At 71.6% G+C, this 16,883-nt stretch carries 17 protein-coding genes; 2 read left to right on the plus strand and 15 right to left on the minus strand.

Annotated elements, in window-relative coordinates; genetic code table 11:
• Positions 1 to 34: 34 nt before the first annotated feature.
• The 3 genes from ACWD12_RS08735 to ACWD12_RS08745 are packed head-to-tail and all read right to left on the minus strand — an operon-like array spanning position 35 to position 2,430.
• Positions 35 to 982: an ABC transporter substrate-binding protein gene (locus ACWD12_RS08735; RefSeq protein WP_358350217.1), complete on the minus strand. Its 948-nt coding sequence runs from the start codon at positions 980 to 982 to the stop codon at positions 35 to 37.
• 12 nt (positions 983 to 994) lie between these two features.
• On the minus strand, positions 995 to 1,660 hold the full coding sequence (locus tag ACWD12_RS08740; protein WP_358350219.1) for an ABC transporter permease: 666 nt from the start codon (positions 1,658 to 1,660) through the stop codon (positions 995 to 997).
• Positions 1,657 to 2,430 (minus strand): ABC transporter permease, encoded by a 774-nt coding sequence (locus tag ACWD12_RS08745; RefSeq protein WP_450099060.1) that lies wholly within the window; start codon positions 2,428 to 2,430, stop codon positions 1,657 to 1,659. The genes ACWD12_RS08740 and ACWD12_RS08745 overlap by 4 nt, the downstream gene beginning before the upstream one ends.
• A 200-nt stretch (positions 2,431 to 2,630) precedes the next feature.
• On the opposite strand from ACWD12_RS08745, the gene ACWD12_RS08750 reads away from it, so the two are divergent.
• Positions 2,631 to 3,797: an ABC transporter ATP-binding protein gene (locus ACWD12_RS08750; protein ID WP_450099061.1), complete on the plus strand. Its 1,167-nt coding sequence runs from the start codon at positions 2,631 to 2,633 to the stop codon at positions 3,795 to 3,797.
• 43 nt (positions 3,798 to 3,840) lie between these two features.
• Here the strand turns inward: ACWD12_RS08750 and ACWD12_RS08755 are convergent, their stop codons facing one another.
• From ACWD12_RS08755 to dacB, 11 genes are all read right to left on the minus strand, one after another.
• Positions 3,841 to 4,332, minus strand: a complete 492-nt coding sequence (locus tag ACWD12_RS08755) for a DUF3180 domain-containing protein (protein ID WP_358350221.1) — start codon at positions 4,330 to 4,332, stop codon at positions 3,841 to 3,843.
• Positions 4,329 to 4,859 carry a 2-amino-4-hydroxy-6-hydroxymethyldihydropteridine diphosphokinase gene (gene folK / locus ACWD12_RS08760; RefSeq protein WP_358350254.1) on the minus strand — a complete coding sequence of 177 codons (531 nt, stop codon included), beginning with the start codon at positions 4,857 to 4,859 and terminating at the stop codon, positions 4,329 to 4,331. Before folK ends, ACWD12_RS08755 begins: the two co-directional genes overlap by 4 nt.
• 23 nt (positions 4,860 to 4,882) lie before the next feature.
• A complete protein-coding gene (folB, locus tag ACWD12_RS08765; RefSeq protein ID WP_358350257.1) occupies positions 4,883 to 5,242 on the minus strand; it encodes a dihydroneopterin aldolase in 360 nt (119 codons plus the stop codon).
• A gap of 300 nt (positions 5,243 to 5,542) precedes the next feature.
• Positions 5,543 to 6,010 (minus strand): nuclear transport factor 2 family protein, encoded by a 468-nt coding sequence (locus ACWD12_RS08770; protein ID WP_358350224.1) that lies wholly within the window; start codon positions 6,008 to 6,010, stop codon positions 5,543 to 5,545.
• Positions 6,007 to 6,837 (minus strand): dihydropteroate synthase, encoded by an 831-nt coding sequence (folP, locus tag ACWD12_RS08775; RefSeq protein WP_450099062.1) that lies wholly within the window; start codon positions 6,835 to 6,837, stop codon positions 6,007 to 6,009. The genes ACWD12_RS08770 and folP overlap by 4 nt, the downstream gene beginning before the upstream one ends.
• A gap of 323 nt (positions 6,838 to 7,160) precedes the next feature.
• Positions 7,161 to 7,769 carry a GTP cyclohydrolase I FolE gene (gene folE, locus ACWD12_RS08780; RefSeq protein ID WP_435838997.1) on the minus strand — a complete coding sequence of 203 codons (609 nt, stop codon included), beginning with the start codon at positions 7,767 to 7,769 and terminating at the stop codon, positions 7,161 to 7,163.
• A gap of 2 nt (positions 7,770 to 7,771) precedes the next feature.
• The gene (ftsH, locus tag ACWD12_RS08785; protein WP_358350227.1) at positions 7,772 to 9,847 is read right to left on the minus strand and encodes an ATP-dependent zinc metalloprotease FtsH; all 2,076 of its coding nucleotides are present in this window, start codon (positions 9,845 to 9,847) and stop codon (positions 7,772 to 7,774) included.
• A 439-nt stretch (positions 9,848 to 10,286) separates the two neighbouring features.
• Positions 10,287 to 10,853, minus strand: a complete 567-nt coding sequence (hpt, locus tag ACWD12_RS08790; RefSeq protein WP_358350229.1) for a hypoxanthine phosphoribosyltransferase — start codon at positions 10,851 to 10,853, stop codon at positions 10,287 to 10,289.
• A gap of 71 nt (positions 10,854 to 10,924) precedes the next feature.
• Entirely contained in the window at positions 10,925 to 11,905 is a 981-nt protein-coding gene (gene tilS, locus ACWD12_RS08795; RefSeq protein ID WP_450098923.1) for a tRNA lysidine(34) synthetase TilS, read from the minus strand.
• Positions 11,906 to 12,158: 253 nt separating this feature from the next.
• Entirely contained in the window at positions 12,159 to 13,268 is a 1,110-nt protein-coding gene (locus tag ACWD12_RS08800; RefSeq protein ID WP_450099063.1) for a zinc-dependent metalloprotease, read from the minus strand.
• A gap of 103 nt (positions 13,269 to 13,371) precedes the next feature.
• Positions 13,372 to 14,874 carry a D-alanyl-D-alanine carboxypeptidase/D-alanyl-D-alanine endopeptidase gene (dacB, locus tag ACWD12_RS08805; protein WP_450098924.1) on the minus strand — a complete coding sequence of 501 codons (1,503 nt, stop codon included), beginning with the start codon at positions 14,872 to 14,874 and terminating at the stop codon, positions 13,372 to 13,374.
• Between the two features lie 303 nt (positions 14,875 to 15,177).
• Between dacB and ACWD12_RS08810 the strand changes: the two genes are divergently transcribed.
• The gene (locus ACWD12_RS08810; protein WP_231773328.1) at positions 15,178 to 15,669 is read left to right on the plus strand and encodes an inorganic diphosphatase; all 492 of its coding nucleotides are present in this window, start codon (positions 15,178 to 15,180) and stop codon (positions 15,667 to 15,669) included.
• 177 nt (positions 15,670 to 15,846) lie between these two features.
• On the opposite strand, the gene ACWD12_RS08815 is transcribed toward ACWD12_RS08810, so the two are convergent.
• Positions 15,847 to 16,800: a YncE family protein gene (locus ACWD12_RS08815; protein WP_450098925.1), complete on the minus strand. Its 954-nt coding sequence runs from the start codon at positions 16,798 to 16,800 to the stop codon at positions 15,847 to 15,849.
• Between the last annotated feature and the right edge of the window lie 83 nt (positions 16,801 to 16,883).

Below are 16,883 nucleotides of genomic sequence, written 5' to 3' on the forward strand. Positions count from 1 at the left end.
CAAACCTCGTTTTGCGACGAACGGCGCGCAGCGGTCAGATCAAGCCTTTTTCCGTCAGGTAGTCCTTGACCACCGTGGCCGGCCGGCGGCGCTGCTGGTCCACCTTCTTGTTCATCTCGGCGAGGTCCTCGGTCGTCAGCACCGGCGACAGCTTGTCCAGAATCGGCAGGACCTTCGCCGCGTCGCCCTCGTACGCGACCGGCACGATGTTGTCCGCGTTCTGGAGCTTGCGGTCGTCGGCGAGCAGCACGAGGTCGTACCGGTCCAGCGTCGCGTCGGTCGTGGTCACCAGCGCCATCTGGTCGCGCCCCTGCTGCACCGCCTGCTTGGACGCCGCCGTGCCCACACCGAGCGGGTCGACGCCGCTGACCTTGATGCCGTACGTCTTCTCCAGACCCGGCGCGCAGAACGGCCGCACCTTGCACTCCTCGCCCGCCGCGATGGTCACCGGGATCCCGGAGGCCCCCAGGTCGGACAGCGTCTTGAGGTTGTTCTTCGCAGCGAAGTCCCGGGTCACCGCGAAGGCGTTCTGGTCCACGGCCAGCGTCGGCACCCCGACGCGCAGGTTCTGCTCGGCGGCGAGGCGGCTGAGCACCTCCATCGTCGCGCCGATGTCCGGCGAGGCGACGGGTGCCGCGTCCGGGCCGTTCTCCTTCAGGTTGAGGAACTCCGCGAGCGTCGCGGCGTAGTCGGGGGCGACCGAGACCTCGCCCTTCGCGAGCGCGGGCTCCAGCAGTTCACGGTTGCTGACGGTCTTCACGTACGCGTCGACACCGCCCGCTTCCAGCAGTTGCCGGTACAGCTCGGCGAGGATGCGGCTCTCGGTGAACCCCGACGAGCCCACCGCAATCCCGCTGCCGCCGGTCCCGACCGCCTTGTCGAGCAGCCCGCACCCGGTCACGCCGCAGAGCAGGGCCGCGACGGCGCCGAGCGCGGCGGCACGGCGGCGGATGCCCCGCCGTACGCGGTCGGTCGACAACAAGTCCCGCTCCCCTCAGCCCTGCCGGGGCGTGCGTGCCACGGCCTTCTGCGCCAGCGCGAACACGCCCTCCACCACCAGGGCGAGCACCGCGACCAGGAACGCCCCGGCCACCACCTGCCCTTGGTCCTGGAGTTGGAAGCCCGCGGTCACGATGCGCCCGAGGCCGCCGCCGGCGACGAGCGCCGCGAGGGTCGCGGTCGCCACGACCTGGACGGCCGACGTACGCAGCCCGGTGACCACCAGGGGCAGCGCGAGCGGCAGTTCGACCCGCCACAACGTCTGCGTCCCGGACATGCCCATGCCCTTGGAGGCCTCGACCACCTCGCGGTCGACGCCGCGCATGCCGACGTACGCGTTGGTCAGGATCGGCGGAATCGCGAACAGCACCAGCGCGACCACGGTCGTCGTCGTGCCCATGCCCAGCGGGCTCAGGCCGAGGAGCGCCAGCACCGCGAACGTCGGCACCGCACGCCCGATGTTGGAGATGTTGACGGCGAGCGCGCCGCCCTTGCCGATGTGGCCGAGCCACAGCGCGACCGGCAGCGCGATCGCCGCGGCGACGGCCAGGCAGCCGACGGTGAGCAGCACGTGCTCCAGCAGGCGCTGCCACACGCCGTCGCTGCCCGACCAGTTCGCGCCGTCGGTCAGCCAGTCCCATGCGGACTCGATGGTGTTCACGCCACCGCCTTGGGGTGTGCGTGGGTGTCGTCGATCCCGACGTCGGCCGTCGGGCCGGGCACGAACGGCGAGCCCCGCTTCCACCGCCGCTTCTTCGCCCCCGCGCGCTCCCACGGCGTCAGGAGCCGCTGCACGAGCAGCAGCAGGAGGTCGAACGCGACCGCGAGCAGCACGCACAGCACCGACGCGGTGAGCACCTGCGCCTTGAACTGCGTGTCGATGCCCGCCTGGATCAGGTTGCCGAGGCCGCCGGACCCGACGACCGAGCCGACCGTCGTCAGAGCCACCGTCGAGACGGTGGCCACCCGCAGCCCGGCCATGATGGTCGGTAGCGCGAGCGGGAGTTCGACGCCGAAGAGCAGGCGGACCGGGCCGTACCCCATGCCGCGCGCGGCCTCGACGGCGTCGGCCGGCACCGCGCGCAGTCCCGCGAGGGTGTTGCCGACCAGGATGGTCAGCGAGTAGAGCGTCAGGCCGATCACCACGGTCGACGGGTCGAGGCCGGAGAACGGCTGGAGGATCGCGAACATCGCGAGTGACGGGATCGTGTAGAGCACGGTCGTCGTACCGATCACCGGGATCCCGGTCCTGGGCCAGCGGCGCACCACGAGCGCGAGCGGGAACGCGATCAGCATGCCGAGCACCACTGACACGACGGTGAGCACCACGTGCGCGCGGAGCGCCGTGGAGATGTCCGGCCAGTACTCACCGACGTACTCGCCGCAGATCCACGCGTTCCGTTCCAGGCAGTCCCCCGACGAGGCCGCCATGTCCGATGCCGTCACGGCCGCACCGTTACCCGCGCCCTGCCCCTTCACACACATATTCCCCGGTGTCACATGCGCCACGGCATGGCCGTGCGTGCACGGGGTATTGGTCACCCGGACCGCACCGGGAAGGCGACCGCATGCCCAGCTCGCACGAGACGAACCCGCCGACGGACGGCGCCGCGGAGGGCGAACGTCCGGTGATGATCCGGCTCGACCGGGTCTCCAAGCGCTATCCGGACGGCACCGGCGCCGTCGAGGACCTGTCGCTGGACGTCGCGGAAGGCGACCTGGTGACCCTGGTCGGACCGTCCGGCTGCGGCAAGACGACCACCATGAAGATGGTCAACCGGCTCATCGAGCCGACCTCGGGCCGCATTCTGATCAACGGCGAGGACATCACCCGGCGCGACCCGGTCAAGCTGCGGCGCGGCATCGGGTACGTGATCCAGTCCGGCGGCCTGCTGCCGCACCGCACGGTCCTGGACAACACCGTCACCGTGCCGTCGCTGCTGCGCTGGGACCGCCGCAAGGCCAAGGCCAGGGGCCGCGAACTCCTCGAACTCGTCGGCCTGGAGCCGGACACGTACGCGGACCGCTACCCCCACCAGCTCTCCGGCGGCCAGCGGCAGCGCGTCGGCGTGGCCCGGGCGCTGGCCGCCGACCCGCCCGTCCTGCTCATGGACGAGCCGTTCGGCGCCGTGGACCCGGTGGTGCGGGACCGGCTGCAGACCGAGTTCCTGCGCCTGCACGCGGAGCTGAAGAAGACCGTGCTGCTGGTGACGCACGACATCGACGAGGCGGTCCGGATGGGCGACCGCATGGCGGTCTTCGCGCCCGGCGGCCGGATCGAGCAGTACGACACCCCGCTCGCGGTGCTCGGCTCCCCCGCCAACGACTACGTCGCCGACTTCGTCGGCGCCGACCGCGGCCTCAAGCGCCTGGCCGTCACCCCGATCACCCCCGACGACCTCGAACAGCCCCCGGTCGTGCGCCTCGACGACAGCCTCACGCACGCCCGCCAGACCCTGCGCGCGGCGGACGCGCGCTGGGCGGTCGTGCTGGACACCCAGGGCGACCTGCACGGGTGGATAGACGACCGAGAGCCGATCTCCGGCAGTGGCACGGTCCGCGACCGGGCGCGGCGCATGGAGGCGTGGGTGCCGGCCGACAGTTCACTGAAGGCGGCGTTCGGCATGATGCTGCAGTACGACGCGGGCTGGATCGCGGTCGTCGACGGCGGGCGCTTCCTCGGCGTGCTGACCCCGCAGCGGCTGCACGAGGCGCTGCGGCGCTCGGTCGGGGCCGAAGAGGCGGGCATCCCCCCGGAGCACGTCGTGCTGGAGACGATCGACTCCATCATCGACTAGGCGGTCGACCGGAGCGGCGGTCGACCGGGCCGGTGGTCCCGGGTCAGCGGGGTGCCGCTCCCGTGGTGCCGCCCGGCTCGTCCGGGTCCTCCGGCACGCGGCACACCTTCTCCAGGAAGAGCGCGGCGAGGATCAGCAGCACTGCCGCCGCGACCGAGAAGCCGCAGCGCGCCGCCTGTTCGCGACGTGCGTCGTTGTCGAGGTGCATCCACAGGTACAGGCCGTAGCCGCCGTACAGGCCCGCGATGAGCGCGGCGACCAGCGAACTGGCCTTCGCGAAGACCACCGCGCGGGCGGCGGTCAGCGGGTCCACAGGCCGGGCGTCGCGGCGCCGTTCGCGCTGCGCCTTGAACCGGGTGCGCAGCGAGAGGCCCGTCGAGAGGGCCACCACCGCGAGCAGCAGCAGCACGAACGGCGCGAGCACCGGTACGCCGGGCGGCGTGCCCCGGGTCAGCCACAGGTCGACGGCGCCGTACGAGAGCGCCCCGGTGGCCAGGGCCAGGCCGAGCAGGATTGCGGGGCGCGTCGGCTTCACTCGGGGAGCCTCAACTCCAGGTCGTCGCGGCGTTCGACACCCGTGCGGCCGAGTTTCGCGAGCAGGTCCGCCGCGCGTCCCTGGCCCGGGATCTCCGCGGCGGGATCCGCGTCGACCCAGGGGGCGAGCACGAAGGCCCGCTCGTGGGCCCGCGGGTGAGGAATCGTCAGCTGCGGGTCGTCGGAGACCCGGTCGGCGTAGACGATGATGTCGACGTCCAGCGTGCGCGGACCCCAATGCTCGGTGCGCACCCGCTGGAAGGCCTCCTCGACCGCGTTGGCGCGCTCCAGGAGCATCTCCGGGGGCAGGAACGTGTCGACCAGGATCACCGCGTTGAAGTACGCGGGCTGCTCCTCGGGGCCGCCCACCGCCTCGGTCACGTACAGCGGTGAGACGACGTTGACCCGGATGCCCGGGGTGTCGGCGAGCGCGTCGATCGCGCCCTGCAGGTTTTCTCTGCGGTTGCCCAGGTTGCTGCCCAGCGCCAGCACGGCGCGGTGCGGGCCGCTGACGGCCTGCAACCGCATGAGAGTGTCCGTTCCCAGATCCGTCACACACGACTCCGAACAATCGTCACGGTCACATCGTCGAACGGCACCGTGATCGGGGCGTCGGGCTTGTGCACGACCACCTCGACCTCCTCGACCTGCTTGTGCTCCAGGCAGGCGTCGGCGATCCGCTGCGCCAGCGTCTCGATGAGGTTCACCGGTTCGCCCTGCACGACGGCGACAACCTGCTCGGCGATGACACCGTAGTGCGCGGTGCGCTCCAGGTCGTCGCCGGAGGCCGCCGGCCGGGTGTCGATGCCGAGCACGAGGTCGACGATGAACGTCTGACCCTCCTCGCGCTCGTGGTCGAACACCCCGTGGTGCCCGCGGGCCTTGAGGCCCCGCAAAGCGACGCGGTCCAGCATCAGGTCGCCCTCCTCGGCGCTCTACTCTCTTCCGGCGCACTCGGGGGCTTCACGCTGGTCCTCGTCAGGTCCTCGATCGCCTTGGTGCCCTACGAATGTACCCATGCACACCGACGCGACTCCCCGGGTGGGGTGCCGTCGGGCGCCTCCGGGCGCAGTGATACGCAAAATGCCAACCGCCGTACCCCACCCGGTGTTCCCCAGGGCACCGACTGTTCACGCCCGGCCCCGGAAATCCGGCCGCGAGGCCCCTTTCCAGGGGCGACGCGGCCGGGCCGTCGGCAGGCGACATGTGGTCTAGATCTCGTCCTCGGCGTCCGCCTCGGCCAGGACCGGGGAGGCGTGATGCAGCCACAGCCGCCAGTCGCCGTCCTTCCGGCGGAAAATGTTCGTCACCACCGCCTGGCCGCCCGCGAAGCCGGTGTCGTCGCCGCCGTCCTCCTCGCCCATTCCGGTCAGGAGACTCGCGGTGCAGGACAGGATCGCCACGTCGCCGTCCAGGGTCACCTGCACGTCGGTGAGGAAGAACTGCACGTAGCTGGTGTTGGCCATGATCAGGGCGTACGACCGCAGCACCTCGGCGCGGCCGCGCAGCACCGGCCACCCGGGGTGCACGCAGGTGATGCCGGCCGCCTCCGGGCCGTCGGCCCATATGGCGCCAAGGCGGTCGAGGTCGCCCTCCTCCACGGCGGTCCACAGCGCCAGGTTGAGGTCGCGTACCTCGGCCTGGTCGGGGGACAGCAGCTCGTCCTCCGGGCCGGTCATCGGGCCGCCTGCCAGGCCGCCGCAACCCGAACCGCGTCCCGCGAGGCCGGAACCTCGTGCACCCTTACCCCCCATGCGCCGGACGCCGCCGCGAGGGCGGTCACCGCGGCGGTCGCGTCGTCACGGCCGCGCGGCGGGCGCAGCCCCTGGTCGTCGGCCAGCAGCCGACCGAGAAACGCCTTGCGGGACGCGGCCACCAGCAGCGGGCGGCCGAGCCCGGTCAGTTCCGGCAGCCCGGCGAGGAGCGCCCAGTTGTGCTCGGCGTTCTTCGCGAACCCCAGACCCGGGTCGAGGATGACCGCCTCGGGGTCGACCCCCGCGTCGACCACCCGGTCCATGCGCCGGGCCAGTTCCGCCCGGACGTCGGCGACGACGTCGTCGTAGTGCGCCTTGTCCTGCATGTCGCGCGAGTGCCCGCGCCAGTGCATCACGACCACCGGCACCCCGGTCGAGGCGACGAACGCCGCCATCGCGGGGTCGGCGAGGCCGCCGCTGACATCGTTGACGACCGTGGCCCCGGCTTCGACCGCGGCCTGTGCCACCTCGACGCGCATGGTGTCGACGCTCACGATCGCGCCCGCCGTGGACAGCTCCCGGACGACCGGGACCACCCGCCGCAGTTCCTCGTCCAGCGGCACGCGCTCGGCCCCGGGGCGGGTGGACTCGCCGCCCACGTCGATCAGGTCGGCGCCCTCGGCGATGAGTGCGTGGCCGCGGGCGATCGCCTCGGCCGGGTCGAACCACATGCCGCCGTCGGAGAACGAGTCGGGGGTCACATTGACCACGCCCATGACCGCGCAGCGGCCGAAGTCCGGGAGTCCTCGCACGGTTGGTGGCCTCGGATCCCGCTCAAGGCCCCGGCCGGTGCCCCCCTCGGACTTGGTCGTCGCTGTCATGGCCCCAAGCGTAGGGGCAAAGGCCTGCCGCTCAGCCCAGGCGCCACGGTGCGGCGCGGGGCGTAAACAGCCGGAAAGCACAACACACCGGGCATGTGCCCGGTGTGCGTGGCGACTCCTGGGGCGTACGGGGCCTCTTCGGGCCGCCCCCGACGGCCTGACGGACTGTCAGCGCCGCGAGGCCGCCGCCCTGGGACCGGCAGGTGCCGGGCGGCGCTTCCGGGCGGTGGCCCGGACCTACGCCGGTTCGAGGGTCAGCGCTGCAGGATGAGGCTCATGGCCTCGGCGCGCGTCGCGGCGTCCAGGAGCTGGCCGCGCACCGCCGAAGTGACGGTCTTCGCACCCGGCTTGCGGATGCCGCGCATGGTCATGCACATGTGCTCGCACTCGAACACGACGATCACGCCGCGCGGACGCAGGATGCGCACCAGGGCGTCCGCGACCTGGGTGGTCAGGCGCTCCTGGACCTGCGGCCGCTTGGCGTACACGTCCACCAGGCGGGCGAGCTTGGACAGGCCGGTGATCTGGCCGTCCTCGGAGGGGATGTAGCCGACGTGGGCGACGCCGTGGAACGGCACGAGGTGGTGCTCGCACGAGCTGTAGACCTCGATGTCCTTGACGAGCACCATCTCGTCGTGGCCGAGGTCGAACGTCGTGGTGAGGACGTCCTCGGGGTTCTGCCGCAGTCCGGCGAATATCTCGCGGTACGACCGGGCGACGCGGGCGGGCGTGTCCTTGAGCCCCTCGCGGTCGGGGTTCTCCCCGACCGCGATCAGCAGCTCGCGTATCGCCCGCTCCGCGCGGTCCTGGTCGAACTCACCCACGGCGCCTCCGCCGTCGAGGGTGACCGGGTCGATCGTCACGTTCAGTTCTCCGCAGCGTCAGACGGGCCTTCTGGCACGGCCGTGCCGGTGGTCCCGCCGGTGGTTCCGGTGGTGGTCCCGCTGGTGGCGGCCCCGCCCCCGTTCAGCACCGCGCCGCTGCCGTTGACGGTCAGTTCCTTGGGGGTCATGACCGGCGGACGGCTGGAGGGCGTACGGCGGCTCGACCCCGTCCACGCGGGGCGGGCCGGACGCTTGGTGACCGGAGCGAAGATCTCCGCGACCTCGTGGCGGTCGAGGGTCTCCCGCTCCAGCAGGGCGAGGACGAGGTTGTCGAGCACGTCGCGGTTCTCGACGAGGATTTCCCACGCCTCGTTGTGCGCCGCCTCGATGAACCTCTTGACCTCTTCGTCGACGATAGCCGCGACCTCTTCCGAGTAGTCGCGCTGGTGGCCCATCTCACGGCCGAGGAACGGCTCGGAGCCGTCCGTGCCGAACTTGATGGCACCCAGCCGCTCGGTCATGCCGTACTGCGTGACCATCGCGCGGGCCAGGCCGGTCGCCTTCTCGATGTCGTTCGAGGCACCGGTCGTCGGGTCGTGGAAGACCAGCTCCTCCGCCGCGCGCCCGCCCAGCATGTACGCCAGCTGGTCGAGCATCTCGTTGCGCGTGGTGGAGTACTTGTCCTCCTCCGGAAGCACCATCGTGTAGCCCAGGGCCCGGCCGCGGGACAGGATCGTGATCTTGTGCACCGGGTCGGTGTTGGGCAGCGCGTGCGCCACCAGGGCGTGGCCGCCCTCGTGGTACGCGGTGATCTTCTTCTCCTTGTCGCTCATCAGACGCGTCCGCTTCTGCGGACCGGCGACCACGCGGTCGATCGCCTCGTCGAGCGCCTTGTTGTCGATGAGCTTCTCGTTGCCGCGCGCGGTGAGCAGCGCGGCCTCGTTCAGCACGTTCGACAGGTCGGCACCGGTGAAGCCCGGGGTGCGCTTGGCGACCGCGCGCAGGTCGACGTCCTCGGTGACCGGCTTGCCCTTGGCGTGCACCTTGAGGATCGAGAAGCGGCCCTCCAGGTCGGGGCGTTCGACGGCGATCTGCCGGTCGAAGCGGCCCGGGCGCAGCAGCGCCGGGTCGAGGATGTCGGGCCGGTTGGTGGCCGCGATCAGGATCACGCCGCCCTTGACGTCGAAGCCGTCCATCTCGACCAGCAGCTGGTTGAGGGTCTGCTCGCGCTCGTCGTGGCCGCCGCCGAGACCCGCACCGCGGTGCCGGCCGACGGCGTCGATCTCGTCGACGAACACGATCGCGGGGGCGTTGGCCTTGGCCTGCTCGAACAGGTCGCGGACACGCGAGGCGCCGACACCGACGAACATCTCGACGAAGTCGGAACCGGAGATCGAGTAGAACGGCACGCCGGCCTCACCGGCCACGGCACGCGCGAGGAGCGTCTTGCCGGTTCCGGGCGGGCCGTACAGCAGTACGCCCTTGGGGATCTTGGCACCGACCGCCTGGAACTTGGCCGGCTCCTGGAGGAACTCCTTGATCTCGTGGAGCTCCTCGACGGCCTCGTCGGCCCCCGCGACGTCGGCGAACGTCGTCTTGGGGGTGTCCTTGGAGATGAGCTTGGCCTTGGACTTCCCGAAGTTCATGACCCGGGAGCCGCCGCCCTGCATCTGGTTCATCAGGAACAGGAAGACGATGACGATCAGGGCGAACGGCAGCAGCGAGAAGAGGATGCTGACCAGTGCGCTCTGCTTGCCGATCTTGACCGTGTAGCCGTCCGGGATCTTGCCCTCGGACGCCTTCTGGGTCAGCAGGTCGGCGATCGTGTCGCCCTGCTGGTCGTTGAGGTACGAGGACTTGATCTTGCCGCTGCCCTCGATCTTGACCTGTTTGCCGTCCGGGCCCTTCTTGAGCAGCGACAGCTCGACCGCCTGGTCGTTACCGCCGATGATCTTGGCGCTCTGGACCTGGTCCTTGTTGATCGCCTCGATCACTTGGCTCGTGTCGACGCCCTTGTAGCCGCTCGACCCGCCGACGAGCTGCATCAGGACGAAGACAGCAAGTACGGCCAGCACGACCCACATGATCGGCCCGCGGAAAATGCGCTTGACGTCCATTCATGCGGGGCTATAGCCGCCCCGTCCCTCCTGCCAGCTCCTTACCCGGGGACCTGATGGCCCCAGGCTCACTGCCCTGCTCCGATGTCGCCCACGAAGTGTCACCGCTTGTGCGCCACTGCGTATGAAGGTACACCGGCGGTCGCCCAGGCACCGCGCCGCGCGCGCCCTACGGCGTCGCGGCGCGGAGACGACTCCCACCGACCCGTCCAACGTGGGGGGTGTGTTCCGTTGTTCCCGGTTCCCGGCACGAGCACGGGGTAACCGGGGATTCGAGCGTACGGGGCAGCGGGCGGCCTCGGTGACCGGGCCCGGACCGGACCCGGCTGCGGGCGGCGGGTGCCGGTCGGCGGCCGGTGCGGGTTGCCGGTGCCGGTTGCCGGTGCCGCTTGCGGGTGTGGCTGCCGGTGCGGGACCGGGCGGGCGTACGGCGGCCGGGTCAGTGCGGCTTGGCCCCGGCGTACACGTGCTCCGCGAGGGTGCCGACGAAGGGCAGGTTGCGGTAGCGCTCGGCGTAGTCCAGGCCGTAGCCGACCACGAACTCGTTGGGGATGTCGAAGCCGAGGTACTTGACCGGGATGTCGACCTTCGCGGCCTCGGGCTTGCGGAAGAACGCGCACACCTCGAGCGAGGCGGGGCCGCGGGACGCGAGGTTCGCGAGCATCCACGAAAGCGTCAGGCCGGAGTCGATGATGTCCTCGACGACCAGGATGTGCCGGTCGACGATGTCGGTGTCGAGGTCCTTCAGGATGCGGACGACCCCGGACGACTTGGTGCCCGACCCGTAGGACGACACCGCCATCCAGTCCATCTTGACCGGCGAGTGCATGGCGCGGGCCAGGTCGGCCATGACCATGACGGCGCCCTTGAGCACACCCACGAGCAGGACGTCGCGGCCCTCGTAGTCGCGGTCGATCTGCTCGGCAAGCTCGCGCAGCTTGGCGTTGATCTCTTCCTCGGTGACCAGCACGCGCGCGAGGTCGGTGCCCATGTCTTTCTCGTCCACCAGTGCTCTTCCCTAACGAGTGTCCTGTGCAGTCCCCGAGGTGGGGGCCCCGGCGCCGAGCACGCCGCGAGTCAAAGCTGCGAGGGCCGGTGGAAGAGAAGCTTTCCACATCGCCGACGTATCTCGACGCCGCCCGGCAGGTTGATGGGCCCTTGCCCCCGCCACGAAATCACCAGCCGCTCGACCATGTCGACGTGCCGCGCGAACAGGTCGCCGGGCGGGGAGCCCGCGCTCACCGCGCTGCGGCGCAGCACGCGGCGCCGGATCGCGGCGGGCAGTTCGGCCAGGGCGAAGACGTCGAGACCGCCGTCGTCGAGGGTGAGATCGGCCTGCACCCGTTCCGCCCACGCGTCCAGCGCGTCGGCGTCGTCGCGGAACAACCGCGCGGTGCGGGCGAGCGATTCGCTGATGCCCGGGCCGAGGGCCTTCTCCAGGATCGGCAGCACGTCGTGGCGTACGCGCGCCCTGGAGTACGCCGGGTCCGCGTTGTGCGGGTCGTCCCAGGTCGCGAGGTTCTGCGCGTCGCACGCGGCCCGGGTCGTGTCGCGGTCGATGCCCAGCAGCGGCCGGCGGTAGTGCCCCATGGCGACGGCCATGCCGGCGAGCGAACGTGCGCCGGAGCCGCGCGCGAGGCCGAGCAGGACGGTCTCGGCCTGGTCGTCGAGGGTGTGGCCGAGCAGAACGGCCTTGGCGCCGTGCCGGGCGGCGGCGATGTCGAGCGCCTCGTAGCGGGCGGAACGGGCCGCGGCCTCGGGGCCGCCGCGCCTGCCGACGCGTACCCCCAGGGCTTCGACCGGGTCCAGGCCCATGTCGCGCAGCCGGGCGACGAGGTCGACCGCGCGCCGGGTGGAACCGGGCTGCAGGCCGTGGTCGATGGTGATGGCGCCGACCCGGATGCCGGCCCGGGGGGCCTCGAAGGCGGTGGCGGCGGCAAGCGCGAGCGAGTCGGCGCCGCCGCTGCAGGCGACGAGAACGAGGTCGCCCGGGTTGAGCGGGTGCAATATTTCACGGACGGCGACGCGGGTCGCGGCGACGGCGGGGTGCGGTCCCACGCTCTCCTCCTGGGGTTGGCGGGCTCCGAGCGGGCGGGCCGGGAACCGGGCCGCGGCTTGCGCACTCCAAGGTCCAGGCGGGCCGGTCCATACGGGCGAAAAGGCACGCCCGAGCCTGCAACAAAGTTACGGCACGCACTGGCCCGACCGCGTGAAGCTTTCGGAGTGTCGCACCGGAAAGTAGTCAGGCGGATACTCTCAGTGTTTCCCCGGTGGCCCCGGAACCCCCGCGAACCCCTCGGCCAACCGCCGGTCAGCTGGTCCCGGGACGCGTCCCGTGCACCCGGTCCACCCAGGTCTGCGGGTCGGCGATCTCACCGCGCGTCGGCAGTGTGTTGGGCGAGGTCCACACCCGGTTGAAGCCCTCCATGCCCACCTGGTCGACGACGTTGCGGACGAAGCGCTCGCCGTCGCGGTACTGCCGGAGCTTGGCGTCCATGCCGAGCAGCTTGCGCAGCGCGAGGTCGAGCCGCCCGGTGCCGCGCGCCCGGCGCTGCTGGAACTTCTCGCGGATCTCCGCGACGGTCGGGATGACCTGGGGGCCGACGCCGTCCATCACGTAGTCGGCATGGCCCTCCAGGAGCGACATGACCGCCGTGATGCGGTGCAGGATCTCGCGCTGGACCGGCGTCTGCACCATCTCGACCAGCGAGCCGTCGTTGCCGTTCCTCGCCTCGGCGCCCTCGTCGCCGCGGCGTCCGGCCACCAGCGCCTGGGCCGCCTCGCGGAACCGCCGCATCATCGCGGCCGGGTCGACCTCGGTCTCGGTGAGGAAGGCGTGCACCTCTTGTTCGAGGTGGTCGCGCAGCCAGGGGACGGCGGTGAACTGCGTGCGGTGGGTCTCCTCGTGCAGGCAGACCCACAGCCGGAAGTCCGTGGGGTCGACGTCGAGTTCGCGTTCGACCTGGACGATGTTGGGGGCCACCAGCAGCAGCCGGCCGGCGTTGCCCGGCGCGGCGTCGGCGGCACCGGGGGCGAAGGTCTCGTACTGGCCGAGCACGCGCGCGGACAGGAACGACAGCAGCGTGCCCAGCTCGATGCCGGTCACCTTGCTGCCCACGCCCGACAGCGCGTTGCCGCCGGGGATCGTGTCGCGCCGCTCGTTGACCTTGTCGAGGAGGGGCCGCAGGACGTGCCGGAAGCCCTGCACGTTGGCCTGGACCCAGCCCGCCCGGTCGACGATGAGCACCGGGGTGTCGTTGCCACGCGTGTCGAGCCCCGTGAAACCGCGGACGTGCCCCTCGGAATCGGCGGCGTGCACCCGCAACTCGGCGACGACGGCGCGGGCCTCGTCGCGACTCACCTCGGGCCCCGGGCGCACCAGCCGGTTCGCCGTGGAGACGGCCAGGTCCCAGTCGATCATGTCCGCACCGCTCGTCATACGGCCACCGTACGTGCAACTGCGGTCCCCGCGCTGCGTAGGACGGCAAAGGAGCGACCGAAAGGCTGTGCGGATACGCCCGCGGTCAGCCCGCCGCGGCGACGACGGGCGTACCGCAACCGCAGCCGGCCAGTGCGGTGGCGAGGCTGTCGAGGGCCGGGCGTGCCACGTCCGGGGCGCCCTTGACGCCGTCCGCCAGGAACGCGAAGGCGAGCAGGCGTCCGTCCTTGTCGCGGACCAGGCCCGCGAGCGTGCTCACGTTGGTCAGCGAGCCGGTCTTGGCGCGGACGAGCCCGGCGCCGGCGAGCGAGCCGCGGTCGTCGAAGCGGTCCTTGAGGGTGCCGGTGAAGCCCGCGATCGGCATGCCGGTGAGCGTCGGGCGCAGTTCGGGCCGGGCCGGGGACGCCGCGAGGGTGATCGTCTGGGTGAGCACGGCGGGCGGCATCTTGTTCTGGTTGTCGAGCCCGCTGCCGTCGTTGAGGTCCAGCGCCCCGAGGTTGACGCCGAGACCGCCCAGGACCTCGCGCACCGCCTGCTCGCCGCCCTCGAACGAGGCCGGCTTGCCCTTGGCCACCGCGATGTGGCGCAGCAGGGCCTCGGCCATGTCGTTGTCGCTCGCGGTCATCATCTGCTCGACGAACTCGGGGACGGGCGGCGACTGGACGGCCGCCAGCTGGGTGCCGGGCGCGGTGGGCGCGCCCTCGGCGCCGGTCGGGGGCGCGTTGCCCGGCGCGGGCGTGCCGTTGACCGCGATGCCCTGCCTGGCGAGCAGTTGCGCGAACTGCTGGGCCGCCTTGGCCGACGGGTCGGCCACCCGCTTGCCCGGGCCTTCGGCGATCTTGCCGTCGACGCGTCCCTCGTCCGTCGTCAGCGGGACGACCAGGGCGATGTTCTCGTTCGGCCCGATGGGGTGCTGCGCGGTGCCGCTGTAAAGGGAGTTGTCGTACGCCAGCTTCAGCGAGGTGACGCCGGCCGCCCGCAGCGCCGCCGCGGTGGCCTCCGCCAACTGGTCGAGGCGCGCGGGGGCGTAGCTCCCGGCGTACTGCGTCCCGTCGAGTGCGGTGAGGGTCGGGTCGCCGCCGCCGACCAGCACGATGGTGCCGGGGTCGGCGCCCATGACGACGCGGGTGGTGAGCCGCATGTCGGGGGGCAGCGCGGAGAGCGCCGCGACGGCGGTGACGATCTTGGTGGTGGACGCGGGGGTCGCGCCGCGGTCCGCGCCCACGCCGTAGAGCGGCTGCCCGGTCACCGCGTCGACGACGGAGACAGCGGTGCTGCCGCCCAGGGACTTGTCCGCGAGCAGCGGGTCGAGGATCGCCTTCACGCCCGCGTCGGTCGGGGCCGGCCCGGCGGGGTCCACGCCCACCGGGAGCAGCACCGGCGGTGTGATTCGCCTCTCACCCGCGGCCGTGCCGCCGTTACCGGAGCCGTCCGCACCGACGGCCGACTGGACGCCGCCGCTCTTGTCGCCGTGCCGCTCGGCGACGCGGTAGCCGTCCTTCCACGGGCCCGCCGCCCATACCGCGAGGACCGCGAGGAGGATCCCCAAGATTGCCGCCGCCAGGGCCGCCGTCCTCACCCTGGGCACGCGCGACCAACCCCTCTCACACCGTTTCGACAGATCCACTTCGGCAGCCCGGACGGGCATGCGAGACACTGTCAGCAGACTAGGTTCTGTTCGGGACTCCGGCAGGACTCCCGTCACCCTCATGGGGGTGCGGGACGCTCCCACCGAAACACCGTCCACCGTGTTCTGCGCGGCGGAAGGCCGGGCTTTGGCCCGGTGCGGGTGTCCGATGTCCGCGAGGGGTCATGTCGGGATCCTTCCGGAGCACCGCGGACTTCACGGACAGACCCTAACGATCCCGGCCGAACAATGGATGGAGGAGCCTTGGAGTTCGACGTCACCATCGAGATCCCTCGGGGTTCGCGGAACAAGTACGAGGTGGACCACGAGACCGGCCGCATCCGGCTCGACCGCATGCTTTTCACCTCGACGCGGTACCCGGCCGACTACGGCTTCATCGAGGACACCCTGGGTGAGGACGGCGACCCGCTGGACGCCCTGGTGCTCCTGGAGGAGCCCACCTTCCCGGGTGTGCTCATCCGCTGCCGCGCGATCGGCATGTTCCGCATGACCGACGAGGCCGGCGGCGACGACAAGGTCCTGTGCGTACCGGCGACGGACCCGCGCATGGAGCACCTCCGCGACATCCACCATGTTCCGGAGTTCGACCGCCTGGAGATCCAGCACTTCTTCGAGGTCTACAAGGACCTCGAGCCCGGCAAGTCCGTCGAAGGCGCCGACTGGGTCGGCCGCGTCGAGGCCGAAGCCGAGGTCGAGGCGTCGTTCAAGCGCCTCAAGGAGTCGGGCCACCACTGACCGGTGTGTCGGTGGGCCCGCGAGGGCGGCCTGCGGCTTGAGCCGCGGGCCGCCCTTCTTGCGTGCGGTGTGTGCCCATGGAGAACATGCCGCCGATGGACCCGAGGCGGACGGGCGGTGATCGCGCTCGTCACGCTGGTTACACGACATGACCATCGCAGTACAGGGCACAGCGACTTACCCCTGGTGGCCGAACACGCCGGGAGTCGCCGCGTGCCACAGCCGCACCAGCCCCGAGTCGGGGTCGGCGGTCACCCAGGTGCCGTCGTGGCGCACCACGAGCCACGCCCGCTCGGCGTCGTCCGGGTACTCCACCTCGGCGATCGGCCGCAGGTCGGGCACCGAGAAGACGACGTGCCGCTGCTCGGACGAAGCCGCGAGGACCCGGTCCGGTCCCAGGAACCCGGCGTAGAAGTCGAACAGTTCGTCGTCGCCGGGGAGCAGCGGGTCGGGTTGCCGGGCCGCGACGATCCCGCCGTCCGGCGAGCGCAGCAGGGCGAGCGGACCCGGACCGTACGGCGTCGTCAGCATCAGGCCCGAGCCCGGTTGGATGTCGATGAGGATCCGCGAATCGCCGGGGGTGATCTCGACGGCCGGACCCACGCCGTCGGACGCCACGAGGAACACCCGGTACACGTCGTCCCCGTGCCCGGCCGCGATGCCCACGTGGATGCCGTCGGGGTGCGGCAGCAGCTCGGAGCCGACGGTCGGCGAGGGCAGCGGCGCGGTACGCAGCACCTGCCCGTCGGCCGCGTCGAACAGCACGCAGTGGTCGGAGTCGCCGGCGCGCAGCACCGCCCACACTCCCCGCGCGTCGGTGGTGACCACACACGACCCGGATTCCTCGAACTCCCAGTCGGCGTGCGGGTGGGACCAGACCTGACGGCCGGTCATGTCCAGGACGCACACCCGGTCGGGACCGGACGCGGCGACGAACGACAGGTCCGGCGCGACGGCGTGGCCGCCCTTCCACTCACTCGGGAGCGGAACGGTGCGCTGCACCTCGAGCGCGTCGTCCAGCACGAGCAGTTCGCCGTCTTCGGTGTGCGCCAGCCATACCGACGCGCCGGGCACCCGGTCGAGGCTCCACAAGGGCGGCAGAGAGGTCTGCGCGGCGAGGTGAGGACGCATGGGCAGACGCTACCGCCGCGGGCCCTGTTCGTACGCACGGCGGTCCGGACGGGTGTGCGAACACCGCGGGCGGTTCGCGCTCG

Source organism: Streptodolium elevatio, assembly GCF_053592165.1.